The sequence below is a fragment of the Sphingobium fuliginis genome, from assembly GCF_015074805.1.
In the GTDB taxonomy this organism is placed as follows: Bacteria; Pseudomonadota; Alphaproteobacteria; order Sphingomonadales; family Sphingomonadaceae; genus Sphingobium; species Sphingobium fuliginis.
In genome coordinates this window covers 2,856,767-2,879,282 of record NZ_CP060035.1, presented here as the reverse complement: position 1 = coordinate 2,879,282, position 22,516 = coordinate 2,856,767, and the positions used below count along the sequence as shown (strand labels likewise).

At 63.9% G+C, this 22,516-nt stretch carries 20 protein-coding genes and 1 tRNA gene; 12 read left to right on the top strand and 9 right to left on the bottom strand.

Going from position 1 to position 22,516, the window contains the following annotated elements:
* Positions 1–38: 38 nt before the first annotated feature.
* Both H5V43_RS13960 and H5V43_RS13955 read right to left on the bottom strand, forming a co-directional pair.
* A complete protein-coding gene (locus H5V43_RS13960) occupies positions 39–962 on the bottom strand; it encodes a Kiwa anti-phage protein KwaB-like domain-containing protein (protein WP_193666700.1) in 924 nt (307 codons plus the stop codon).
* Positions 959–1,549: a hypothetical protein gene (locus tag H5V43_RS13955; RefSeq protein ID WP_025547961.1), complete on the bottom strand. Its 591-nt coding sequence runs from the start codon at positions 1,547–1,549 to the stop codon at positions 959–961. The genes H5V43_RS13960 and H5V43_RS13955 overlap by 4 nt, the downstream gene beginning before the upstream one ends.
* A 282-nt stretch (positions 1,550–1,831) precedes the next feature.
* Here H5V43_RS13955 and H5V43_RS13950 point away from each other — a divergent pair, with 282 nt between their 5' ends.
* Complete coding sequence (locus H5V43_RS13950; protein WP_025547962.1) at positions 1,832–2,905, top strand: DNA cytosine methyltransferase; 1,074 nt, start codon at positions 1,832–1,834, stop codon at positions 2,903–2,905.
* Here H5V43_RS13950 and H5V43_RS13945 read toward each other — a convergent pair.
* From H5V43_RS13945 to H5V43_RS13935, 3 genes are all read right to left on the bottom strand, one after another.
* Positions 2,902–3,699: an HNH endonuclease gene (locus H5V43_RS13945; RefSeq protein ID WP_200887609.1), complete on the bottom strand. Its 798-nt coding sequence runs from the start codon at positions 3,697–3,699 to the stop codon at positions 2,902–2,904. The genes H5V43_RS13950 and H5V43_RS13945 overlap by 4 nt on opposite strands.
* A gap of 448 nt (positions 3,700–4,147) precedes the next feature.
* Positions 4,148–4,567 carry a very short patch repair endonuclease gene (locus H5V43_RS13940; RefSeq protein WP_128830697.1) on the bottom strand — a complete coding sequence of 140 codons (420 nt, stop codon included), beginning with the start codon at positions 4,565–4,567 and terminating at the stop codon, positions 4,148–4,150.
* Between the two features lie 183 nt (positions 4,568–4,750).
* Positions 4,751–4,837 (bottom strand) — tRNA-Leu (locus H5V43_RS13935).
* Between the two features lie 142 nt (positions 4,838–4,979).
* Here H5V43_RS13935 and H5V43_RS13930 point away from each other — a divergent pair.
* From H5V43_RS13930 to H5V43_RS13920, 3 genes are all read left to right on the top strand, one after another.
* Positions 4,980–5,735, top strand: coding sequence for an alpha/beta fold hydrolase (locus H5V43_RS13930; protein ID WP_025547965.1), 756 nt, complete (start codon positions 4,980–4,982; stop codon positions 5,733–5,735).
* Positions 5,735–6,607, top strand: a complete 873-nt coding sequence (locus H5V43_RS13925; RefSeq protein WP_025547967.1) for a tetratricopeptide repeat protein — start codon at positions 5,735–5,737, stop codon at positions 6,605–6,607. The genes H5V43_RS13930 and H5V43_RS13925 overlap by 1 nt, the downstream gene beginning before the upstream one ends.
* 77 nt (positions 6,608–6,684) lie before the next feature.
* Positions 6,685–6,894, top strand: a complete 210-nt coding sequence (locus tag H5V43_RS13920) for a hypothetical protein (protein WP_040261238.1) — start codon at positions 6,685–6,687, stop codon at positions 6,892–6,894.
* Between the two features lie 3 nt (positions 6,895–6,897).
* On the opposite strand, the gene H5V43_RS13915 is transcribed toward H5V43_RS13920, so the two are convergent.
* Positions 6,898–7,602 (bottom strand): SIMPL domain-containing protein, encoded by a 705-nt coding sequence (locus H5V43_RS13915; protein ID WP_044660563.1) that lies wholly within the window; start codon positions 7,600–7,602, stop codon positions 6,898–6,900.
* Positions 7,603–7,705: 103 nt separating this feature from the next.
* Between H5V43_RS13915 and H5V43_RS13910 the strand changes: the two genes are divergently transcribed.
* The 3 genes from H5V43_RS13910 to H5V43_RS13900 are packed head-to-tail and all read left to right on the top strand — an operon-like array spanning position 7,706 to position 9,337.
* Positions 7,706–8,140, top strand: coding sequence for a VOC family protein (locus H5V43_RS13910; RefSeq protein ID WP_025547971.1), 435 nt, complete (start codon positions 7,706–7,708; stop codon positions 8,138–8,140).
* 3 nt (positions 8,141–8,143) lie between these two features.
* Complete coding sequence (gloB, locus tag H5V43_RS13905; RefSeq protein WP_025547972.1) at positions 8,144–8,866, top strand: hydroxyacylglutathione hydrolase; 723 nt, start codon at positions 8,144–8,146, stop codon at positions 8,864–8,866.
* A gap of 54 nt (positions 8,867–8,920) precedes the next feature.
* Entirely contained in the window at positions 8,921–9,337 is a 417-nt protein-coding gene (locus H5V43_RS13900) for a hypothetical protein (protein WP_025547974.1), read from the top strand.
* 57 nt (positions 9,338–9,394) lie between these two features.
* Here the strand turns inward: H5V43_RS13900 and H5V43_RS13895 are convergent, their stop codons facing one another.
* Complete coding sequence (locus H5V43_RS13895; protein WP_052816659.1) at positions 9,395–11,137, bottom strand: AMP-dependent synthetase/ligase; 1,743 nt, start codon at positions 11,135–11,137, stop codon at positions 9,395–9,397.
* 260 nt (positions 11,138–11,397) lie between these two features.
* Entirely contained in the window at positions 11,398–11,898 is a 501-nt protein-coding gene (locus H5V43_RS13890) for a flavin reductase family protein (protein WP_025547976.1), read from the bottom strand.
* A 167-nt stretch (positions 11,899–12,065) separates the two neighbouring features.
* On the opposite strand from H5V43_RS13890, the gene cofE reads away from it, so the two are divergent.
* Genes cofE through cofC form a run of 3 tightly spaced genes read left to right on the top strand, consistent with a single transcriptional unit; the run spans position 12,066 to position 14,340 of the window.
* Positions 12,066–12,824 (top strand): coenzyme F420-0:L-glutamate ligase, encoded by a 759-nt coding sequence (gene cofE / locus H5V43_RS13885; RefSeq protein ID WP_025547977.1) that lies wholly within the window; start codon positions 12,066–12,068, stop codon positions 12,822–12,824.
* Entirely contained in the window at positions 12,821–13,756 is a 936-nt protein-coding gene (cofD, locus tag H5V43_RS13880; RefSeq protein ID WP_037481810.1) for a 2-phospho-L-lactate transferase, read from the top strand. Before cofE ends, cofD begins: the two co-directional genes overlap by 4 nt.
* A 5-nt stretch (positions 13,757–13,761) precedes the next feature.
* Entirely contained in the window at positions 13,762–14,340 is a 579-nt protein-coding gene (gene cofC / locus H5V43_RS13875; RefSeq protein ID WP_025547978.1) for a 2-phospho-L-lactate guanylyltransferase, read from the top strand.
* Between the two features lie 193 nt (positions 14,341–14,533).
* Here the strand turns inward: cofC and H5V43_RS13870 are convergent, their stop codons facing one another.
* Positions 14,534–16,795, bottom strand: a complete 2,262-nt coding sequence (locus H5V43_RS13870; protein WP_025551740.1) for an NADP-dependent malic enzyme — start codon at positions 16,793–16,795, stop codon at positions 14,534–14,536.
* A gap of 284 nt (positions 16,796–17,079) precedes the next feature.
* On the opposite strand from H5V43_RS13870, the gene mutS reads away from it, so the two are divergent.
* Positions 17,080–19,731 (top strand): DNA mismatch repair protein MutS, encoded by a 2,652-nt coding sequence (gene mutS, locus H5V43_RS13865; protein WP_025551738.1) that lies wholly within the window; start codon positions 17,080–17,082, stop codon positions 19,729–19,731.
* 9 nt (positions 19,732–19,740) lie between these two features.
* Positions 19,741–22,500, top strand: a complete 2,760-nt coding sequence (locus H5V43_RS13860; RefSeq protein WP_025551737.1) for a [protein-PII] uridylyltransferase — start codon at positions 19,741–19,743, stop codon at positions 22,498–22,500.
* Positions 22,501–22,516 lie beyond the last annotated feature (16 nt).

Here is a 22,516-nt window from a genome sequence, read left to right as displayed (position 1 = left end):
CCCGTTTCGCGTTGGCGATATCCCTATAGACTCCTCATTCAAGCCACTTGGGTAGCATCGGGAACGTCATACACGTTCTGCGAAAATGCCGATGCTAGGCGGTGATCTAGAAGCGCAGTCATCACATCCCGACAATTATTGGGGGTGCATACGATCAAGCCACTCCCGTCGAATTGGAGCGCAAGGCCGTGGGCGGCATGGTGCTGCCTGAGGTTCGCCATGAAGGCCTGATCTTTATAGTGCCCTTTCTGTCGGATCGAACACATGCGACGCAGATGAATCTTGTTGCTGCCAACGAAGGCGGTGAGCGGAGCTAGGTCCGAAAATATCTGCGCGAACTCGACTTCCGTCTGAAGCGTTACAAACTCATTGGCATGGGCCTCCCGGTAGCTCAGCACAGCTTCAAAGTTCGCCTTGTGCGGAATAATAATTCGATCACCGGCGATGAAAAAATCAACATACTTCGATAATGAAAAACTTGGAGTGTTATCTAGTTCAAGCGCGTTATCGCGAAATCCAATGTCGATAACACCTTTTCTCTTTTTTGTTTTCCACGAGCTATCCGTTCGTCTCACAACATGCAAAACCTCGTCGCCGTGCGTTAGTCTTACGACGAAGAAGTCAGTGTTAATGACTTCCTTCTCCTTCTTCACTTTTTTCTGAGGCAGGGCGTTTGCCGATTGTGTTACAATCAATCCTGCATGCGTTTCGGCGGTGTCGATGAGAAGCGCGCTGCCCTCATTGTTCTGTGCTAACAGCCCATACTCCTGCACCTCCTCGATCCGGCTTCGCGCTTCGCCAATTGAGGCTTTCAAAGCAATATTCAAATCGTCTTCGGTTGTGATCCAACGCCCGGTGTAGGTCGGGGCTGCGCCCGCGCCACCGCCAGACTTCTTGAAAAGCCAAACCGTCAGTCCGGCATTCTGAATATCAAAATTGTTGAGGACTGCTGGTATTGTCATTGGCTTTCCTGCGGTTTGATTATCTGTATGTCCTGCACCGGCCACTGTTGGTAAGGGCCGGGTTCCAAGTGGCCTTTTACGAGCGCTCGGCCTTTGTGAAGATCGGCACTCCCTGCGAAGTTGTAGGTAATATTATATAGTCGCCAACCAAGGGCGATGAGGATCGGGTTAAGGAAAATTTGCCCAGACTTGTGCGTAATCCAAAACATCCACGCAAGAAATACGCAAAATCCTACGAATTTTTCGGTTTCCTGATAATTGATACCCATGAATGATACTACATATGGTAGCGTGTAATTCATCAGATCGGTAGGCACGTACTCCGCTTCACGCACAGTGACGTCCTGTGTGGTGCGCACAAGAGCTAGTGCGAGAACGGTTAGCCCGAAACAGGCAAGCGTCGCGATGAAAAAACCAATCGAATACCCCGCATTTTGCAGAGGCAGTGCGCATGAGGCTGCCTTCAAGGGCCAGCAAAATGGCTTTCCGAAGCTGGAATATTTGACGTTCTGCGAAAACAGGATGAGGGCCAGCGGTAGGTATGATCCAAGAAAGACCACAATCGCCGTAACGAACCTTAACTGCATTCCCCCCTCCCGAATTGAGGGTATTCTAGAGACATGATTTCGCTGAGCAAGCGGTGGCGCATATTAATTTTCGATCCACGAACATGAAAGGCAAACATGATTTTCTTTGGTGTCGCGCCAGTGGGCGATGCTTCATTACGGCTTCGAGGATCGCAGCCGCATTCTTCGCGCGCAGCGGGCAACCCGTGGCAAATCGACAGAACGAACCACGAACTTCTTGCCTCATGATTCGCGGATCGGTAGGGTTCGCACGCACATTTCAGTTCGCGGTCGCGGGGGCATATGAATTACCGGCTAATCGATCTTTTCTCGGGAGCCGGGGGCATGACTTTGGGGTTCACCGATCACCGCTTCTGCGGTGGATTCGAGAGCGTATGGTCGTTGGATTTTGACCCTGCGGCAGTCGAGACCCATCGTGCAAACTTCGGTCCTCACGCCGATTGTGGTGACATTGAAGAGTGGGTTTCAACGGATAGACCTATCCCGGCTGCGGACATCGTCATTGGTGGGCCACCGTGCCAAGGGTTTAGTTTGTTGAACAAGCGTCGCGCCGGTGATCGGCGACGAGCCCTCTGGCTTCCGTTCATGGATGTCGTCGAGCGCAGCGGTGCATCGATGTTCGTGATCGAAAATGTTGCCGAGCTACTCAAGTCCCCCGAATGCGCCGCGATTGAGAAGCACGCCAAAAAAATCGGCTTCCAGATTGTGAAGGAGATTCTTTTGGCAGCAGATTATGGCGCGCCGCAGACCCGCAAGCGCACGGTAATAGTTGGATTCAAGCATGGGATGGTTGCTCCGCAGTTCCCGCCTCTGCCTACCCATGCGCAGCCCAATTCCATCACCAACCTACCCCCTTGGCGGACGGTGCGGGATGTGATCGCAGATTTGCCGAAGCCTGTGGGCACCGAGGTCCGAAAGACCAAAACCCCACTGAACTTGCATTTTGGGAGAAACCCGACCGAGAAAAGCCTAAAGCGTTATAAGGCTGTTCCTCCGGGAGGAAACAGGTTTGACCTTCAGCGGAACGCGCCGGAGATCACACCTGACTGCTGGATTCGAAAGACTTCCGGCGGCACCGATCTGTTCGGCCGACTGTGGTGGGACCGCCCATCGGTGACGATCCGAACTGAATTCTTCAAACCAGAAAAGGGCCGCTATCTTCATCCGGATCAGGATCGTCCGATTACACATCGTGAGGCTGCTCGCCTCATGGGGTTCCCCGATGACTTCAAATTTGTAGGCACTAAGGTTGAGATTGCGCGCCAGATTGGCAACGCGGTCCCCCCGCCGCTCGCGGGAGCGATTGCCTCAGTCGTTCGCCAAATCCTTGACGGGAAGATGAAGGCAGCGGCCTAAAGAGGTTCGATATTCAGAACGCCGGTGCGGTGGGTCTCGTCATGATGCAGATTACACAGGGTGACCAGATTGGCGGCCGTGTTCTCGCCCCCTTTGTGGTGATGGACGATATGATGCGCCTCAAGAAACCGATGATCGGTTTCAGGGAAGCCATGCGGCCAGCCACATCCCACCCAGCGGCAAGACCAATTGTCCCGGCGCATGACTTCGCGTCGAACAATTTCCGGGATATGCCGATCATGGGCGGGGGCCTGCTCGTCACGCATTAGCACATAGACACCGACCGGCAGCGATGGGTCGCCACTGGTGCGGGTTACCACTGGCCACCCATCCTCGGTCCTCAACTCCCGCGTGCGCCGAGCCCATTCGCTGACATTCCCGGCAACATACCGCAGTTCTTCCGAAGTAATGGGCTTACCCACATTTGCCCTGAAAAAACGCAGTAGCTTGTCGCGCACGCCCGCGTCGCTCTTGCGAATTTGGTTTGCCATATTCCAGCGATGTGCGGCGTCGCGATCCTGCCGATCCTCAGCCAACATATACTGGTCTGGCTTCATTACGGGAAGAAGATCATTCCCCAAGCCGCCTTCCTCATCCGCATCCCGCTGCTCTCGCGCTGTCATGCCCGACAAAATTGGCCAGCCTTCTTCTACTCGTAGTTCGCGCAGCCGCCGTGCATACTCGCTAATTCCAGCAACGATCATCAGTTCGTTGCCGTCGATAACCTGACCTGGGAAAGTCCTTAGGTAAGCAAGGATGCGTTCGCGTGCTGAAAGTTGGGCACCTTGCGGCAACAGCGAGCACCCAAGGTCTTGCAGGAGTTTGTGGGCAGGCACCAACGCTCGGACTTGATCTCTCAGCCCGCTATTTCCAAGGTACTGCTCGAAGTTGGTTAAGAGGTCTATCAGATCGCGCCTTAGCGCTTCGGAATTATTACCCCGTGGTCGCCTCGCCATCAATTTGTCTCGTTCGGCGCGAAAACGTAGTGCTTGCCGTCGACCTCCGCCCGGTAAACGACGACCTCAATGGATTCGTTGCCAGCGGCAACTTGTAGCCACGTTGGGGGAGCACCCGGCCGGAGGCTTTGATAATCGATTGACGAACGAAGGATTTCCAACATTTCAGAAGGAAGCGGTTTGAATGCTGCGTCAGAAGAGCGCAGCATACGTGTCATGAAAGGGACAACGTCGTGTCCACTCGATATGCTTGCCTGCACACCGTCTAATTCTCTCTTGATGGCTTTCAAACTTCGCCCCGCCCAGTCACGCTATCCACTTGGCTCAAAATCAGGCTTTCGCTTCTAAGCTCACACTCCCAAAGAGTCACGACATGATAACCGAGCGCAATCAGTTCTTGTTCGGCATCGCAATCCCGTTCCTTATTCCGACTGATCTTCGCCGCCCAAAAGTCAGTGCGGGTGGCGGGCAGCTTGGAACGCCGGCATCCTTCATGTCCATGCCAGAAACAGCCGTGAACAAAGATTGCAGTGCGGTATTTGGGCAATACGATGTCAGGTGATCCGGGAAGTGTCCGCCCGTGAAGCCTGAAACGATAGCCAGCGCGATGCAAAGTGCTGCGCACTTTTAGCTCTGGCTTGGTGTTCTTGTTGCGCACGCGACTCATGTTCGCGCTTCGCGCCTCAGGTGTGATCCTGTCTGCCACAGCCTATGATAACGTCGAAGACGGAAAAGAGGGAGCCTTATCGATCCCCTGACCGACCTACGTGGTCTCGCAATCTCCCAATGCGTGTCAGTGCAACGCGACGAAAAAGTGGGAACGATTGAGGGTATCGAAATCTCAGTCAATGATTTTAGCGTGTAATTTCAACACGCTAAAATCATTGACTGGTGCCCAGAAGAGGACTCGAACCTCCACGACCTTGCGATCGCCAGCACCTGAAGCTGGTGCGTCTACCAATTCCGCCATCTGGGCACGGGGTAGGAGCGCGCAACTAGCCGCTGGCCGGGGGGCTGTCAATCACGGCAGGCGCATTATTTTTTATTTTTCTGGTTTCCAGGCCAAGAGCTTTTTACGGGGCTTTTTCAGGCCCCTGCCGTTGAACCGGAGAAATAGCATGGATCGTCCCGACGTCGCGCCGCCCGCCTTTCACCCTCGGCCGGACGGGTTGCGGCTGGCCTGTCGGCACCGGCCCGGCACCGGCCCCACGATCGTCTTCCTGCCCGGCTACATGTCCGACATGGAAGGGGGCAAGGCGGTTGCGCTGGACGGTTGGGCGCAGGATCAGGGCCGGGCGATGCTGCGGCTCGATTATGCCGGCAATGGCGCGAGCGAGGGACGGTTCGAGGATGGCACGCTGGCGAGTTGGCGCGACGATGCGCTGCTGCTGATCGATTCCCTGACCCAGGGGCCGGTGGTGCTGGTCGGATCTTCCATGGGCGGCTGGCTGGCGCTGCTGATCGCGCTGGCCCGGCCGGAGCGGGTGGCGGGGCTGGTCGGCATCGCGGCGGCGCCGGATTTCACCGAATGGGGCTTTACCGATGCGGACAAGGCCCTGCTGGCGACGGAAGGACGGATCGTCGAACCGACCCCTTATGGCGATAACCCCTATGTCACCACCTTGGCCTTCTGGGAATCGGGCCAGTCGCTGCGGCTGCTGGAGGGGGAGATCGCGATCGATTGCCCGGTGCGGCTGTTGCAGGGGCAGGCCGACCCCGACGTGCCCTGGCGAACGGCGTTGCGGATCGCGGAGCGGCTGCGTTCATCCGATGTGCAGACGCTGCTGATTAAGGATGGCGACCATCGCCTTTCCCGCGACCCGGACATCGCCCTGCTGATCCGGACCGTCTCCAGCCTGTTGGACAGCCTCTGATGCCCTTCCTCCTCCTCCCGCTGCTGCTGCTCGCCCCGCAGGCCTATGATCCGGAGGTCGAGGCGGTGATGAGCCGCAAGAGGAAGGAAAGGGCGGAAGCGGCGGCTTCTGCGTCGGCCGCTCCGGCGCGGTCAGGAGCAGGAGCGAGTGAGGGCCGCATTCCGGTGCCGGACAAATATGCGGCGAAATTCCAGGCCTGCCTGGACCAGGCGGTGGAGGCGCCGGACAAGGGCGTCGCCTTCGCGCAGCAATGGCGGATCGACGGCGGCAGCTTCTATGCGCGCAACTGCATGGGCTTTGCCTATGCCCGCGCCGAACGCTGGGCGCCCGCCATCGTCGCCTTCGAACAGGGGGCGGACGAAGCCGAACGCAATGGCGAAATGGTGCAGAGCGGCCGGCTCTGGGCGCAGGCCGGCAATGCCGCGCTGGCTGGTGGCGACGCCGCCAAGGCGCGGGACGATTTCGACGCGGCGCTGGCGCGTGGGTTGCCGGACGGTCTGGAGAAGGGCGAGGTCCATCTGGACCGCGCCCGCGCGCTGGTGGCGCTGAACGATGTGAAGGGCGCCCGCGCTTCGCTCGATGCGGCGCTGGATCAGGTGCCGCGGGACCCGCTGGCCTGGCTGCTTTCGGCCACGCTGGCCCGGCGATCGGGGGAAATGAAGCTGGCGCAGGCGCATATCGCGCGGGCGGTGCAGCTTTCGCCCGACGATGCTTCCGTCGCGCTGGAGGAAGGCAATATCGCCATCCTCACCGATCATGAGGATGTGGCCCGTTCCGCCTGGCAGCGGGCGGTGAAGCTGGCGGCAGAAGCGCCGGCGGGAAAGGCGGCCGCTGACAATCTTTCCCGCCTGCCGCCGAAGCCCGCCCGCTGAAGGGGGATCAGGGAACCTCCGCCCGCCATTCTCCGTTGGCCCGCCAGGCGGGACGCGAGGGGAAAAGGAGCATGAGGATGCCGGATCGTCATGGAAGGATCGCGGCGCTGGGCCTGCTGACGGCGGGCGCGCTGGCGCTGACCGCCTGTTCGCATGGCGCGACGCGCGGCGGGCTGATCGGCGGTGCGGGCGGCGCCGTGGTGGGCTCCGCCACCGGCCTTGGCACGGTGGAGGGCGCTGTGATCGGCGGCGCTGCCGGTGCGATCATCGGCGACGACAAGGATTGATGGCTATTTGAGGTAAAAGTCGACGGTCGTGACGACGCGCACCTTCTTATAGGGTGTGTCGCTCGACCCGTCGGCTTCGCCATCACGCGGTTCGATCGAGAAATAGCCTTGCGTCGCGCTCTTGATGCCGCCGACGCTCGCCCCGCTGTCGCGGGCGAACTGCTCGGCGGCGGCGCGGGCATCCCTGGTCGCGGCGGCGACCATCCGGGGCTTCACGTCGTTGAGCCTTGTGAAACTGTAGCGCATGCCCGACCCCTCCTGCAGCGTGACGCCCCGCCGGACCAGGTCGAATTGCTGCGCCACGGCGCGCTGGGCGCGGGGAATGTCGGTGGTGCGCAGCAACATCCGCTGGGTGATGGTGATCGTGTTGACGCCATTGTTGATATATTGGTTGACCCCGGCGCCGGTGGCGGTCAGCGCATCCGGCCTGAAGCCGAGGCCGGCGAAATAGGCGCGCAGTTCGCGGGTGTTATTGTCGATCTCCGCCCGGACAGCGGGCAGGTCGAAACCGGTGGCGGAATAGCTGATCGACCAGGTGGCGAGGTCCGCGGTCACATCCCTTTCCGCCAGTCCGCGCACGGTGACGGATCGGTCCGCCGCCTTCGCCCGCTTGAGCCCGTCGCCCAGCAGATAGCCGCCGCCGACCATGCCGAGCGCCAGAACGGCCGCGCATCCCATGAAAAGCTTGTCATGATAAGTTAAGGCCATGCCTGCCTCCCTCTTCCGTCGAAGCCCGACGCATCTTATCTTGGAAGCGTCTTAGGTTTTCAGAGATGAACCGTTGCTTTATGGCGACGAATGGAGTGACTTCTTGCCCAAATATCTGCACACGATGATCCGCGTGACCGACATCGACCGCACCGTCGACTTCTTCCGCCTGCTTGGCCTGGAGGAGCAGAAGCGCATCGACAATGCGCAGGGGCGGTTCACGCTGGTCTTCCTCGCCGCGCCCGGCGATGAAGAGGCGCAGGTCGAACTGACCTATAACTGGCCGGCGGAGGACGGGACGCCGCCGGAGGTCTATGGCGGCGGACGCAATTTCGGGCATCTCGCCTATCGGGTCGAGAATATCTACGAGACCTGCCAGCGGCTGATGGACGCGGGCGTCACCATCAACCGGCCGCCGCGCGACGGTCACATGGCCTTCGTGCGGACGCCGGACAATATCTCGATCGAACTGTTGCAGGACGGACATCTTGATCCGGCCGAACCCTGGGCATCGATGCCCAATGTGGGAGCCTGGTAGGCCATGCTGGAGGTCGTCCGCATACCCGTTCTCAGCGACAATTATGTCTGGCTGCTGCATGACGACGCCAGCGGGGAGACTGTGGCCGTCGATCCCGCCGTGGCGGAGCCGGTGCTGGAAGCGGCCCGGCAGAGGGGTTGGACCATCGGCCAGATCTGGAACACCCACTGGCATGGCGACCATGTCGGCGGCAATGCGGCGATCAAGGCGGCGACGGGCTGCATCATCACCGGCCCGGCGGCGGAGGCGGAGAAGATCGGCACGCTGGACCGCCCCGTGAGGGAGGGCGACAGCGTCCGCATCGGCGCCCATCAGGCCACCGTGCTGGAGGTGCCAGCCCATACCGCCGGGCATATCGCCTATCATCTGGCCGACGACCGCCTGATCTTCGTCGGGGACACGCTGTTCGCCATGGGTTGCGGCCGGCTGTTCGAGGGAACGGCGGCGCAGATGTTCGCCAATATGCAGCGCTTCGCCGCCCTGCCCGACGATACGGCCGTCTATTGCGCGCATGAATATACGCAGTCGAACGGCCGCTTCGCCCTGACGGTGGAGCCGGACAACGCCGCCTTGCGCGCCCGCATGAGGGATGTCGACGCGGCGCGTTCGCGGGGAGAGGCCACGGTGCCGACCAGCATCGGGCAGGAACGCGCGACCAATGTCTTCATGCGCGCCCGCGATGTCGCGCAACTGGCCGAACGGCGCGCGGCAAAGGATGCGGCGTGACGGTTTTCGCGCTGCTTTGTCGTCCTGAAAGCGGGACGAATGAGGAGAGATGCCATGCGTCCATGGATGTTGCGTTCCAGCCTGTGCCTGGCCCCGCTGCTGCTGGCCGGATGTTCGGACAGCTATGAGCCGCCCAGGCTGACCGAAAAACAGACCAGCGAGCTGGAACGGGCCCTGGCGGGCAAGGTGCCGGGCGAAAGGACGAGCTGCGTCAATCGGGAATCCCAGTCCAATCTGACGGCCATCAGCAACAGCGTCCTGCTGTACCGGGTCAGCCGGCAGCTGGTCTACCGCAACGACCTGATCGGCAGTTGTTCCGGGCTGTCGCGCGGCGACACGCTGATCATCAGGACCTGGGGATCGCAATATTGCCGCGGGGACCAGTTGACCAGCGCCGACCTGATGACCGGCATGGTGACGGGAAATTGCGCACTGGGTGACTTCATCCCCTATCGCGCGCCGTCGAAATAGGGTTGCTTCCTTATGGCGTCCTGGTCCTGCAAAGGCAGGAACGGGATCAGCCAGGCTTCACCCCTTGTACAGCGCGTCGAGCCGTTCCTGATAGCGGGCGCGGATGACGTGGCGGCGGATCTTCATCGACGGCGTCATCTCGCTATTGTCGATGGTGAAGGGCTCATCCGCCAGGATGAACCGCCGCACCCGTTCGATCACGGACAGGTCGTCATTCACCCGGTCGACCGCCGCGCGCAGCGCCGCCTGATAGGCGGGATCGGCCGCGATCCCTTCAACCTTCCGTCCCTGCGCCTGCGCCCATTCCCGCGTCCATTCGGCATCGGGCACCAGCAGACCCACCAGATGCGGGCGGCGGTCGCCATAGACCATCGCCTGCCCGATCTCCGGCTGGAGCGTCAGCATGCCCTCCACCTTCTGCGGCGAGACATTGTCGCCCTTGTCGTTGACGATCAGGTCCTTCTTGCGGTCGGTGATGCGGATGCGGCCCTTTTCATCGATCTCCCCGATGTCGCCGGTGTGGAGCCAGCCATTTTGCAGCGCCTTCTCCGTTTCCGCGGGATTGCGCCAATAGCCGTGCATCACCAGCTCGCCGCGCACGAGAATCTCGCCATCCTCCGCGATCCGCACCTCCACCCCGTCGAGCGGCGGGCCGACCGTGTCCATCGCGATCCCGGCGCGGGGGCGGTTGCAACTGATCACCGGCCCCGCCTCGGTCTGGCCATAACCCTGGAGCAGCGTCAGCCCCATCGCGTCGAAGAACAGGCCGACATCCGGATTGAGCGGCGCCCCGCCCGACACCAGCGCCTTCATCCGCCCGCCGAAGCGCGCCGCGATCTTCGGCTTCAGCGTGCGCGCCAGCAGCGCCTTCATCGGCAGGTCGAGCAGCGATTTCCGCCCGCGCTGTTCCCTGGCCGCGATGCGCAGCGCCTGACCCAGCAGATAGGTGGGGAATTTGCCCTGCTTCTCGACCGACTTGATGATGCGGGCGCGCAGCACTTCGAACAGGCGGGGGACGACGACCATGATCGTCGGCCGCGCCTCCTCGATATTGCTGGCGAGTTTTTCCAGCCCTTCGGCATAATAGATCTGCCCGGCCGCCATGATCGGCAGGAACTGGCCGCCGCTATGTTCATAGGCGTGGGACAGCGGCAGGAAGGACAGGAACACCTCTTCTTCCCGGCCGAAATCCTCCTCCAGCAACTTGTCCGCCCCCTCGATATTGCAGAGGATGGCGCCATGATGCTGCATCACCCCACGCGGCGCGCCGCCGGTGCCGCTGGTGTAGATGATGCAGGCCAGATCGTCGCGCTTCGCCGTCTGGCCGGCGGCGCAGGCATCGATGTCGGTGGGATAATGGGCGATCAGGTCGCTCCACAAATGGCAGGCGACATGACCCTGCATGCCGCGCAACGGCTCCATGCCGATGACGAAGCTCGCCTGCGACCGCAGCACGGCTGGCATCAGGTTCTGCGCCAGCCTGGCGGTGGAGACGATGACGGCCCGGGCGCCGCTGTCGGTCAGGATATGCTGGTGATCGCGCGTGGTGTTGGTGGTGTAGGTCGGCACGGTGACGCAGCCCGCGGCCATGATGGCAAGGTCCGCGATGCAGAATTCCGGCCGGTTCTCGCTGACCAGCATCACCGGATCGCCGGGCCTCAATCCCTGCGCCTGCAATGCGCTGGCCAGTGCGGCGACGTCATGCGCGACTTCGGTCCAGCTCAGCGACTTCCATTGGCCAGCCACCTTGCGCCAGAGGAAGGGCGTGTCCCCCATCGCCTTGGCGCGGGCGAAGAACATGGTCACCAGATTGGGAAAACGCTCGATCGCGCTCAAAACGGCATCTCCTCATTCGCGGCGCGTCTTCGGCGCGCCTATCCGCCTGCCCGGCAGGCTATACCCTCGCCATGCCGTAACGGCCATGATTTTTCGCGGGTTTTCGGAGATCCCCTCCGGGCCGCGGGGAGATGCGATTCAGCGGCGGCAATGGGGGGATGGAAAGCGGATATGCGCGCCGGGGGCCGGCCCAGTGTTCCCCCGCACAACGCTGATCGACAGGATCAGCTCAGATGAGCGAATTCGCCATAGCCGCCCTGGAAGAAGAGCAGCGGCTTGCCCGGCGTTTCCACCTCCAGCGCGATGACCCGGCCCAGCACGATATAATGGTCGCCCGCTTCATGCACCGCTTCGAGCCGGCAGTCGATCCAGGCCACCACCCCATCCAGGATCGGGGAGCCATTGGCGGAGACGCGATGCGTCACCCCGGCGAACTTGTCGTTCGCGCCCTTGGCCGAAAATTGCTGGCAAAGCGGCTTCTGGTCGCTGGCGAGGATGTTGACGCAGAATTTCCCCGCCCTTTCGATCCGCGGCCAGCTCAGCGAATTCTTGGCAGGGAAAAAGGCGACCAGCGGCGGATCGAGCGAAACGGAGGTGAAGGAACCGACGACCATGCCGGTGGGCGCATGATCGTCCTCCACCGCCGTCACGACGCAGACGCCCGTGGGATAATGCCCCAGCACACGGCGGAAAGTGCCGCTGTCGAAGGCAATGGCCTCGCTCATGCGCGGGCGCCCTGAAGGGGAAACATATCGTCACTGATCTTCATCGTCGCCTCTCTTCCAGACTCGGCCGGGGCATGGCAAGCGAATCCCGCTGATAAGCTCATGAGTTTCCTTTTCCGGGAAATCGCAATGCTACCTTAACCGGCAATTGCACGCTACAGCACGGCATGATCTCGATTCATCCGCTATGCGATATTCCTGAAATCCGGGCCGGCGACGATCTGGCGGCGGTGCTGCGCGACAGTCTGGCGAAGGCGGGCCTGTGGCCGCTCCAGACCGGCGATGTGCTGGTCGTGACGCAGAAGATCCTGTCCAAGGCGGAAGGACGGATGGTCGCGCTGGACAGCGTCGAGCCGGGCGCGCAGGCGCTGGAGCTGGCCGCCACGACGCGCAAGGACCCCCGGCTGGTCGAACTGGTGCTGCGCGAAAGCAGCAGCGTGGTGCGCGCGGTGCCCCATGTGCTGATCACCCGCCACCGGCTGGGCCATGTGATGGCGAACGGCGGCATCGACCGGTCCAATATCGGGCCGGGGGATGAAGATCGCGCATTGCTGCTGCCGCTCGATCCCGACGGATCGGCGCGCGGCCTGCTGGCGGCGCTGGCGGGGCCCGAGGCGGCCGGGATCGGCATCGTCGTTTCCGACAGTTTCGGGCGGCCATGGCGCCACGGCGTGGTGGGCGTCGCAATCGGCGCGGCGGGATTGCCCGCGCTGGTCGACCGCCGCGGCGAAGAGGATCGGGACGGACGGCGGCTGGAGGTGACGCAGATCGCGCTGGCCGACCAGATCGCCACCGCCGCGACGCTGGTGACGGGCGAGGGCGCGGAAAGCGTGCCCGCCGCCCTGCTGCGCGGCGTAGCCCTGCCCGAAGGAGATGCAGGCGCGGGCGCGCTGGTCCGCCCGCTGGAAGAGGATTTGTTCCGGTGAGCGGCCGCATCGTCGTTCTGACCGGGGGCGTCGGCGGCGCGAAGCTGGTGCTGGGGCTGATGCAGGTCTGCCCGCCGGAGGACATCACCGCCATCGTCAACACGGGGGACGATTTCCGTCATCTCGGGCTGGCGATCTCTCCCGACATCGACACGCTGCTCTATACCCTGTCGGGCAGGGCCAATGCCGCGCAGGGCTGGGGCCGCGAGGGTGAGACATGGAGCTTCATGGACGCGCTCAAATCGCTGGACGGCGAGGACTGGTTCCTGCTGGGCGACGGCGACATGGCGCTGCATGTGCTGCGGTCGCACATGCTGGCGTCGGGCGAAACGTTGAGCGCGGTAACGGCCCGTTTTGCGACGGCCTGGGGCCTTGGCCTCAAGATATTGCCCATGAGCGACGATGCCGTGGCCACCCATGTCTCCACCGATGCGGGCGACCTCCCCTTCCAGCGCTATTTCGTCGAGCAGCGCTGCGTCCCGGCGGTCCGGGCGATCCGCTTCGAGGGTGCGGAACAAGCGAATCCTGCCCCCGGCGTAATGGAGGCGATCAGCGATCCCGCAACCCGCGCCATAGTGATCGCGCCGTCCAATCCCTGGCTGAGCGTCGACCCGATTCTGGCGGTGCCCGGCGTCCGCGAAGCGTTGGCGGCAAGGAAGGCGCCGGTCGTCGCGGTGTCACCGATCGTCGGCGGGCAGGCGGTCAAGGGACCGACCGCCAAGCTGATGGGCGAGTTGGGACTGGGCGTCACCAACCAGGCCATTGCCGCCCATTATGAAGGCGTCATCGACGCGCTGCTGGTCGACGTGCGCGACGGGGGCGAAGGGCTGGATATCGCCCATGCCGTCACCGACACGCTGATGAAGACGCTGGACGACCGCGCCCGGGTGGCGCGGGCGGCGCTGGATCTGGCCGAACGGATCGCCGGTTGACGGTCATGAACTGCTGGATCGTCATCCCGGTCAAGGCGCCCGCCGCCTGCAAGACGCGGCTGGCGCCTGTTTTGGACGAAACCGGACGGCGCAATCTGGTTGCGGAGATGCTGCACCGCACGGTGGGGGCTGCGGCGGAAGTGGTCGGGATGGAAAGGCTGCGGCTGCTGGGGCCGTCGCGGCATGGACTGCCGGAGAGCATAGGCTTGCTCGATGATCCGGGCGGCGGCCTTAACCCTGCCGTGACGAGCGCCCGCGATGCGGCATTGGGGGCAGGAGTCGAGCGGCTGCTGTTCCTCTCAGCCGACCTGCCGCTGGTCGAGGCAGCGGATGTGGCGGCGCTGCTGGACGCCCCCGGCATTGCGGCCGCGCCCGATGTCCATGGGCGGGGAACCAATGCATTGTCCTTGCCTCTGCCACGAGCGGCGGATTTCCAGTTCCATTATGGCCAGGGCAGTTTCGCGGCGCACAGGGCGGAAGCGGAACGGCTTGGTTTGATGTTCTCGCCGGTCGTCCGGCGCGGTCTGGGCTTCGACATCGACCAGCCGGACGATCTGGCCGACTGGAAAGGGCGCGCGATCTAGGGTGGAAGGCGAACATTCCCCCTCCCGCAGGCGGGAGGGGGCTAGGGGGTGGGCTGGCGCGGCATCTGCGCTGTTTTGCAACGGCTAAGTCAGAAGCTCGCTACGCTCGCACCCACCCCTAACCCCTCCCGTTTACGGGAGGGGAATGTCTGGATTGGCCATCTCCGGCCAGTCGCTCAAACCCGCACTTCCGTCAGATAGCCACACCCGCCGAAGCCAGCACCGCCAGCGTCAGCAGTTCCGAAGCGTTGGACGCCATGGTGGCGATCTGCACCGACTTGTCCATGCCGACCAGCATCGGCCCGATCATGGTCGCGCCGCCCAGTTCGCGCAGCAGCTTGGCCGAGATATTGGCCGACTGAAGCCCCGGCATCACCAGGATATTGGCCGGGCCGGACAGGCGGCTGAAGGGATAATTCTTCATCACCGTCGGGTTGAGCGCCGCGTCGACGGTCATTTCGCCTTCAAATTCGAAGTCGACATTCCGCTCTTCCAGCGCCTTGATCGCGTCGCGCACATTGTCGAGGAAACTGCCCGGCGGGTTGCCGAAATTGGAATAGGACAGGAAGGCGACACGCGGGTCGTGGCCCATGCGGCGGGCGACCGCCACCGTGCCTTCCGCAATGTCCGCCAGTTCCTGCGCCGAGGGGCGCTCATTGACCGTGGTGTCGGCCAGGAACACCGTCTTGTCCTTCGTCACCAGCACATGGATGCCGAAGGGGGTGCGGTCCGCCGCCGGGTCCATCACCCGCTTCACTTCGCGCAGCGTCTGGGCGAAGGGCCGGGTCATGCCGGTGATCATCGCGTCGGCATGACCCATCTTCACCAGCAGCGAGCCGAAGATGTTGCGGTCGCGATTGACCATCCGCTCGCAGTCGCGGCGCAGATAGCCCCGGCGCTGGAGCCGCTTGTAGAGCGTGTCGACCATCTCCGGCACCAGCGGCGAGTTGACGCTGTTGTGCAGTTCGAAGCTTTCCGGGTCCTGCACGCCCAGTTCCTTGAGCTTGTCATAGACATGGCCGCGACCGACCAGCACGGGGATGCCATAGCCCAGCGTGCGGAACTGGATCGCTGCGCGCAGCACCACTTCCTCTTCCGCTTCGGCAAAGACGACGCGCTTGGGATTGGCCTTCGCCACTTCATAGGCGGTGGTGAGGACGGACGTGGTCGGATTGAGCCGGGCCTTCAACGACTGGCGATAGGCCGCCATGTCCGCAATCGGCTTCTGTGCGACGCCGGTCTCCATCGCCGCCTGCGCGACGGCGGAGGGGACGACCTCCATCAGACGCGGGTCGAAGGGCGCGGGGATGATGTAATCCGGGCCGAAGCTGTGCGAACGGCCATAGGCCTTGGCCACTTCCTCCGGCACCTGTTCGCGCGCCAGTTCCGCGATCGCCTTGGCGGCGGCGAGCTTCATCGGCTCGTTGATGCCGGTCGCCCGCACGTCCAGCGCGCCGCGGAAGATGAAGGGGAAGCCCAGCACATTGTTGACCTGATTGGGATAATCCGACCGGCCGGTGGCGACGATGGCGTCGGGGCGCACCGCCTTGGCGTCGGGCGGCGCGATTTCCGGGTCGGGGTTCGCCATGGCGAAGATGATCGGCTTGTCGGCCATCGACTTCACCATGTCCTGCGTCATCGCGCCCGCAACGGAGAGGCCCAGGAACACGTCCGCGCCCTTCACCGCTTCGGCCAGGGTGCGGGCGTCGGTCTTCACCGCATGGGCCGACTTCCACTGGTTCATGCCCTCGGTGCGGCCCTGGTAGATCACGCCCTTGCTGTCGCACATGATGACATTGTCATGCTGGACGCCCAGCGCCTTGATCAGTTCGGTGCAGGAGATGGACGCCGCGCCAGCGCCGTTCACCACCACCTTCATGTCCTTCATGTCGCGGCCGGTCAGCATCGCCGCGTTGATGACGCCCGCCGCCGCGATGATCGCGGTGCCGTGCTGGTCGTCATGGAAGACCGGAATGTTCATCCGCTCCTTCAGCGTCTGTTCGATGATGAAGCATTCCGGGGCCTTGATGTCCTCCAGGTTGATGCCGCCGAAGGTCGGCTCCATCAGCTCGACGGCGTCGATGAACTTGTCGACATCCTCGGTCTTGAGTTCGATGTCGATGGAATCGACGTCGGCGAAGCGCTTGAAGAGGACCGACTTGCCTTCCATCACCGGCTTGGACGCCAGCGCGCCCAGATTGCCGAGGCCCAGGATCGCCGTGCCGTTGGAGATGACCGCGACCAGATTACCCTTGGCGGTATAGTCATAGGCGGTTGCCGGGTCTTCCGCGATGGCGCGCACCGGCACCGCGACGCCGGGCGAATAGGCGAGCGAAAGATCGCGCTGGGTCGCCATCGGCTTCGACGCGATGATCTCGATCTTGCCGGGGCGGCCGGTCGAGTGGAAGAACAGCGCCTCGCGCTCTGAAAATTCCACATTCGACTTGTCGGTCATGGCTGCACCCACCCCTTGTTTGAAACAATAAGCTCGCCCCATAGGGCGCTCCGGCATTCAGTTCAGGCGGAGCCGAAAAGGGTGATTTTCGAACATCGGAGCGCAGCATACGCAAGTATGTGCGCACCGAAGCGCAGAAAATCGCGCTTTGCAGGCCCGCATGGGCTGAATGCCGGACCGCCCTAGCGGTAAGAATATCTTGTGGGCAAGTGCGAGAAGCGCAATTTTCCTGCTGTTTCTTGCAGCACTGGCATGAGGCCGGGCTTCACGCTATCCGCTGTGCCATGGCGCGAACGATCGACACATCCACGCAACAGGCGACGCCGATGATGGCGCAATATCTTGCGCTGAAGGCGGAGGCGCAGGATTGCCTGCTCTTCTACCGCATGGGCGATTTTTTCGAGCTGTTCTTCGAGGATGCGAAGGCGGCGGCGGCGACGCTGGACATCGCGCTCACCAGCCGGGGCGAGCATGGCGGCGCGCCGATCCCGATGTGCGGCGTGCCGGTGCATAGCGCGGAATCCTATCTGGCGCGGCTGATCAAGGCGGGCCATCGCGTCGCCATCGCCGAGCAGACCGAAACCCCCGCCGAGGCCAAGGCGCGCGGGTCCAAGTCCCTCGTCGCCCGCGCCATCGTCCGTTACGTGACGGCGGGCACGCTGACCGAGGAGACGCTGCTCGACAGCCGGCGCGACAATATGCTGGTGGCGCTGGCGCAGGTCGGCGGCGAGGAGGCGGGCGAATATGGCCTGGCCGCCGCCGACATTTCGACCGGGCGGTTCGAGACGCTGACCCTGCGGGCGGCCGATCTGCCCGCCGAACTGGCGCGCCTGCGCCCGAGCGAGATCGTGCTGCCGGACGGGCTGGATCTGGAACTGCCGGACTCCCACCCCTTCGACCGCGCCGCCTTTTCCAGCAGCCGGGCCGAAGCGGCGCTGAAGCGCATTTTCGGCGTCGCCACGCTGGACGGATTCGGCCAGTTCGGCCGCGCCGAACTGGCGGCGATGGGCGGCCTGCTCAGCTATCTCGACCATGCGGGCAAGGGCACCCTGCCCTTCCTCGCCCCGCCGATGCGGAAAACCAGCGGCGGGCACGTCGCCATCGACGCCGCGACGCGGGAGAGTCTGGAGATCACCGCCACCATGAGCGGCACGCGGGCGGGCAGCCTGCTGGGCGCGGTCGACCGGACCGTCACGGGCGCGGGCGCGCGCCTACTGGCGCAGGATTTGTCGGCGCCATTGATGGATCAGCCCGCGATCGAGGCGCGGCTGGGCCTGGTGCAACTGTTCCATGACGACAGCATGCTGCGCGACCAGTTGCGCGTGGCGCTGAGGGCCCTGCCCGACATCGGCCGCGCCTTGGGCCGTCTCGCGATGGGCCGGGGAAGCCCCCGCGATCTTGGCCAATTGCGCGACGGGCTTGGCGAAGCGCGATTGCTGCGCGAACGGCTGGGCCGCCTGCCCGATCAGCCCCTGCTGCTGGCGCAACTCCTTCCCTCGCTCGACGGCCATGGCACGCTGGTCGACAGCCTGTCCCGCGCCCTCGTCCCCAGCCCGCCGACCGAGACCGCCAATGGCGGCTATATCGCGGACGGCTATGACGCCGCGCTGGACGAGTTGCGCCGCCTCGCCGGGGACGGCCGCCGCGCCATCGCCGCGCTGGAGGCGAAATATCGCGAGCAGACCGGCATCGCCTCGCTCAAGATCCGGCATAATGGCGTGCTCGGCTATCATGTCGAGGTGCCCGCCCGCGCCGCCGACCAGTTGATGCAGCCCGACAGCGGCTTCACCCATCGCCAGACGCTGGCCGGGGTGGTGCGCTTCAATTCGGTCGATCTGCACGAACAGGCGAGCCGCGTCGCGCAGGCCGGGGCCCATGCGCTGGTCGCGGAAGCCGCGCATCTGGAAGACCTTGTCGAAGCCACCCTCGCCCGCAAGGCGGAGATCGCCCGCGCCGCCGATGCCCTTTCCCGGCTCGACGTGGCGGCGGCGCTGGCGGAACGCGCCGCGGAGGGCGGCTGGCAACGGCCCCATTTCGTCGCGCAGGATGGCGAAGGCCCCTGCCTGGAAATCGTCGGCGGCCGTCATCCGGTGGTCGAGGACGCGCTGCGCCGCGATGGCCAGCCCTTCGTCGCCAATGATTGCCGGCTGTCGGCCGGGGACCGGCTGTGGCTCGTCACCGGACCCAATATGGGCGGTAAATCCACCTTCCTGCGGCAGAATGCGATCATCGTGATCCTTGCGCAGGCAGGCGCCTATGTGCCCGCCGCGTCCGCGACCCTGACGCTGGTCGACCGCCTGTTCAGCCGCGTCGGCGCGTCGGACAATCTGGCCAAGGGCCGCTCCACCTTCATGGTCGAGATGGTCGAAACCGCCGCCATCCTTGCCCAGGCGACCGAGCGAAGCTTCGTCATCCTCGATGAAGTCGGACGCGGCACGTCGACCTATGACGGGTTGGCGCTGGCATGGGCGGTGGTGGAGGCGGTGCATGAGGTCAATCGCTGCCGCTGCCTGTTCGCGACCCATTATCATGAGCTGACCCGGCTGGCGGAAACCCTTGCCTCGCTCTCGCTCCACCATGTCCGTGCGCGGGAATGGAAGGGCGATCTGGTGCTGTTGCACGAGGTTGCGGAGGGCCCTGCGGATCGCAGCTACGGCCTCGCCGTGGCGCGCCTCGCCGGCCTGCCCCCCGCCGTACTCAAGCGGGCGAAGGATGTCCTCTCCCGCCTGGAAGCGGGCAAGGCGAAGACCGGCGGCATCGCGGCGGGACTGGACGACCTGCCCCTCTTCGCCGCCGCCACGGCTCAGGTGGAGGAACAAGTCGATCCCCTGCGCGCCGCGCTGGACAGCATCGACGCCGACGCGCTCTCGCCCCGGGAGGCGCTGGACCAACTCTACCGGCTCAAGCAACTGGCAGCAGCCGGTCAGGAAGACTAGATAAGCCTTATGGTCATGCAGTTTCCGAAATTGGGGTCCAGGCGCGCGATCATCGACCGGCGCGCCATTTCAGACCGCATCGCCGCCCTGGCGCAGGAGCATCGGGGCGACCAGATCAAGCTGCGCGGCCTGATCGTGAAGGAACTGAAGGACGCGCTGGACGCCGGGCGGGAGGATGTCGCCCGCCGCCTCAGCCAGAGGCCGACCCGAGGGCGGGAGGCCGTGACCGCCTTTGCCTTCCTGATCGACCAGATCCTGCGCCTGCTCTACGACGCGACAACCCATCACCTCTACCCGGCGGGCAACCGCAGCACCGGCGAGCGGATCGTGCTGATCGCGGTCGGCGGCTATGGCCGGGGCGAGATGGCGCCGCACAGCGATGTCGACATCGGCTTCATCACCCCGTGGAAGCCCACCGGCTGGACCGAGCAGGTGATCGAATCTATGCTCTATTCGCTATGGGATCTGGGGCTGAAGGTCGGCCATAGCAGCCGTTCCATCGATGAGACGATCCGCATGGCGAAGGCGGACCTGACCGTGCGCACCGCCCTGCTGGAGGCGCGCTACATCTGGGGCGACCGCGCCCTGTATGAGGAGATCAGCACCCGTTTCGACGCCGATGTGATGCAGGGCACAGCCCGCGCCTTCGTCACCGAAAAGCTGGAGGAACGGGACGAACGGCACAAGCGCATGGGCGACAGCCGCTATGTCGTCGAACCCAATGTGAAGGAGGGCAAGGGCGGCCTGCGCGACCTGCACACGCTGTTCTGGATCGGCAAATATGTGAACCGGGTGAAGTCGGTGGCGGAACTGGTCGATGTCGGCCTGCTGACCGAAACCGAACTGCGCCAGTTCCAGAAGGCGGAGGATTTCCTCTGGGCGGTGCGCTGCCATTTGCACATGATCACGGGGCGGGCGGAGGACCGGCTGACCTTCGACCTGCAACTCGAAACCGCCACCCGCATGCATTTCACCGGACGCGCCGGGCGGTCGGGCGTGGAGCGCTTCATGCGCTATTATTTCCTGAACGCGAAGACGGTGGGCGACCTCACCGCCGTGTTCCTCGCCCATCTGGACGACCAGATGGCGGAGCGTGGGCGTCGCTATATCCCCAGCTTCTTCCGCCGCCCGAAGAAGCTGGACGGCTTCGTGCTGGATCGCGGGCGGCTGGCGCTGCCGGGCGATCATTTCTTCCAGGACGATCCGGTCCGCTTGCTGGAAATCTTCGCGCTCGCCGACAGGCATGGCCTCGCCATCCATCCCAGCGCCATGCGCGCCGCCAGCCGCGACGCCAGCCTGATCACTGCAAAGGTGCGCCGCGATCCCCGCGCCAACGCCGCTTTCATGGAGGTGCTGACCAGCCCCCGCGACCCGGAAACCGTGCTGCGCTGGATGAACGAGTCCACGGTCTTCGGCCGCTTCATCCCCGATTTCCGCCGCGTCGTGGCGCAGATGCAGTTCGACATGTACCACCATTATACGGTGGACGAGCATACGATCCGCGCCGTCGGCCTGCTGGCGCGGATCGAAAAGGGCGAACTGAGCCAGGATCATCCGCTGGCGGCGGACCTGATGGGCAAGCTGCTGTCGCGCCGCGTCCTCTATGTCGCGGTGCTGCTGCACGACATCGCCAAAGGGCGCGGCGGCGACCACAGCATATTGGGCGCGGAAGTGGCGGACCATCTCTGCCCGCGCCTGGGCCTGACACCGGCGGAGACGGAGACCGTGTCCTGGCTGGTGCTGCACCATCTGCTGATGTCGGCCACCGCCTTCAAGCGCGACCTGGCCGATTACAAGACGATCCTCGATTTCGTCGACGTGGTGCAGAGTCCGGAACGGTTGCGGCTGTTGCTGTGCCTGACCGTGGTCGACATCCGCGCCGTCGGACCCGGCGTCTGGAACAGCTGGAAACGGCAATTGCTGGGCGACCTCTACGAGGCGGCCGAAGAAGTGCTGCGCCTCGGCCACAAGCAGAAGGGCCGCAGCGAACGCGTCACCGCCAAGCAGCAGGCGCTGCGTCAGGCGCTGGGCCTGTCCGAAGCCGATTTCGAGAAGCTGCGCAAGCGGCTGCCGGAAAGCTACTGGATCGCGGAGCCGGAGGACATCCTCATCCACAATGCGCAGCATATATTGGAGGCGGGCGATTCCCCGCTCTCCATCGCCGCGCAATATTATCCGCAGCGCGGCGCGACGCTGGTGACGGTCTATGCCGCCGACCATCCGGGGCTGTTCTACCGGATCGCGGGCGCCATCCATCTGGCGGGCGGCAATATCATCGACGCGCGCATCCATACGACCCGGGACGGCGTCGCCATCGACAATTTCCTGGTGCAGGACCCGCTGGGCGGCGCCTTCCACAGCCCCGACCAATTGACGCGCATCCGCAAGGCGATCGAGGACTCCCTCGCCAACCGCCACCGCATGATCACCAAGCTGGAGGCGCGCCCCCTGCCCCGCACCCGCGCGGAGGCCTTCCGCATCGAGCCCAATGTGCTGATCGACAACAAGGCGTCGAACCGCTTCACCGTGATCGAGGTGAATGCGCGGGATCGCCCGGCGCTGCTGTTCAGCCTCGCCAACGCGCTGTTCCAGTCGAAGGTGACGGTGCATAGCGCCCATGTCGCCACCTATGGCGAGCGGGCGGTGGATACATTCTACGTCACCGACCTGCTGGCCGGGAAGATCGAGAGCAGGGCGCGGCTGCAAACGCTGGAACGGCGGCTGCTGGAAGCGGCGGGCGGTGAGGTGGCGGAACTGGAGCGGGCTTAGGAAGACCCGCCTCCCC

What these genes read in the sequence shown, in the direction of transcription:
- H5V43_RS13900 (WP_025547974.1), top strand. Translation starts at nt 8,921, where the DNA reads ATGCGTCCATGGATGTTGCGTTCCAGCCTGTGCCTGGCCCCGCTGCTG.
- H5V43_RS13955 (WP_025547961.1), bottom strand. Translation starts at nt 1,549, where the DNA reads ATGCAGTTAAGGTTCGTTACGGCGATTGTGGTCTTTCTTGGATCATAC.
- H5V43_RS13920 (WP_040261238.1), top strand. Translation starts at nt 6,685, where the DNA reads ATGCCGGATCGTCATGGAAGGATCGCGGCGCTGGGCCTGCTGACGGCG.
- H5V43_RS13870 (WP_025551740.1), bottom strand. Translation starts at nt 16,795, where the DNA reads ATGACCGACAAGTCGAATGTGGAATTTTCAGAGCGCGAGGCGCTGTTC.
- cofC (WP_025547978.1), top strand. Translation starts at nt 13,762, where the DNA reads ATGAACTGCTGGATCGTCATCCCGGTCAAGGCGCCCGCCGCCTGCAAG.
- H5V43_RS13930 (WP_025547965.1), top strand. Translation starts at nt 4,980, where the DNA reads ATGGATCGTCCCGACGTCGCGCCGCCCGCCTTTCACCCTCGGCCGGAC.
- H5V43_RS13950 (WP_025547962.1), top strand. Translation starts at nt 1,832, where the DNA reads ATGAATTACCGGCTAATCGATCTTTTCTCGGGAGCCGGGGGCATGACT.
- cofE (WP_025547977.1), top strand. Translation starts at nt 12,066, where the DNA reads ATGATCTCGATTCATCCGCTATGCGATATTCCTGAAATCCGGGCCGGC.
- H5V43_RS13860 (WP_025551737.1), top strand. Translation starts at nt 19,741, where the DNA reads ATGGTCATGCAGTTTCCGAAATTGGGGTCCAGGCGCGCGATCATCGAC.
- H5V43_RS13960 (WP_193666700.1), bottom strand. Translation starts at nt 962, where the DNA reads ATGACAATACCAGCAGTCCTCAACAATTTTGATATTCAGAATGCCGGA.
- H5V43_RS13890 (WP_025547976.1), bottom strand. Translation starts at nt 11,898, where the DNA reads ATGAGCGAGGCCATTGCCTTCGACAGCGGCACTTTCCGCCGTGTGCTG.
- mutS (WP_025551738.1), top strand. Translation starts at nt 17,080, where the DNA reads ATGGCGCGAACGATCGACACATCCACGCAACAGGCGACGCCGATGATG.
- gloB (WP_025547972.1), top strand. Translation starts at nt 8,144, where the DNA reads ATGCTGGAGGTCGTCCGCATACCCGTTCTCAGCGACAATTATGTCTGG.
- H5V43_RS13895 (WP_052816659.1), bottom strand. Translation starts at nt 11,137, where the DNA reads ATGTTCTTCGCCCGCGCCAAGGCGATGGGGGACACGCCCTTCCTCTGG.
- H5V43_RS13915 (WP_044660563.1), bottom strand. Translation starts at nt 7,602, where the DNA reads ATGGCCTTAACTTATCATGACAAGCTTTTCATGGGATGCGCGGCCGTT.
- H5V43_RS13925 (WP_025547967.1), top strand. Translation starts at nt 5,735, where the DNA reads ATGCCCTTCCTCCTCCTCCCGCTGCTGCTGCTCGCCCCGCAGGCCTAT.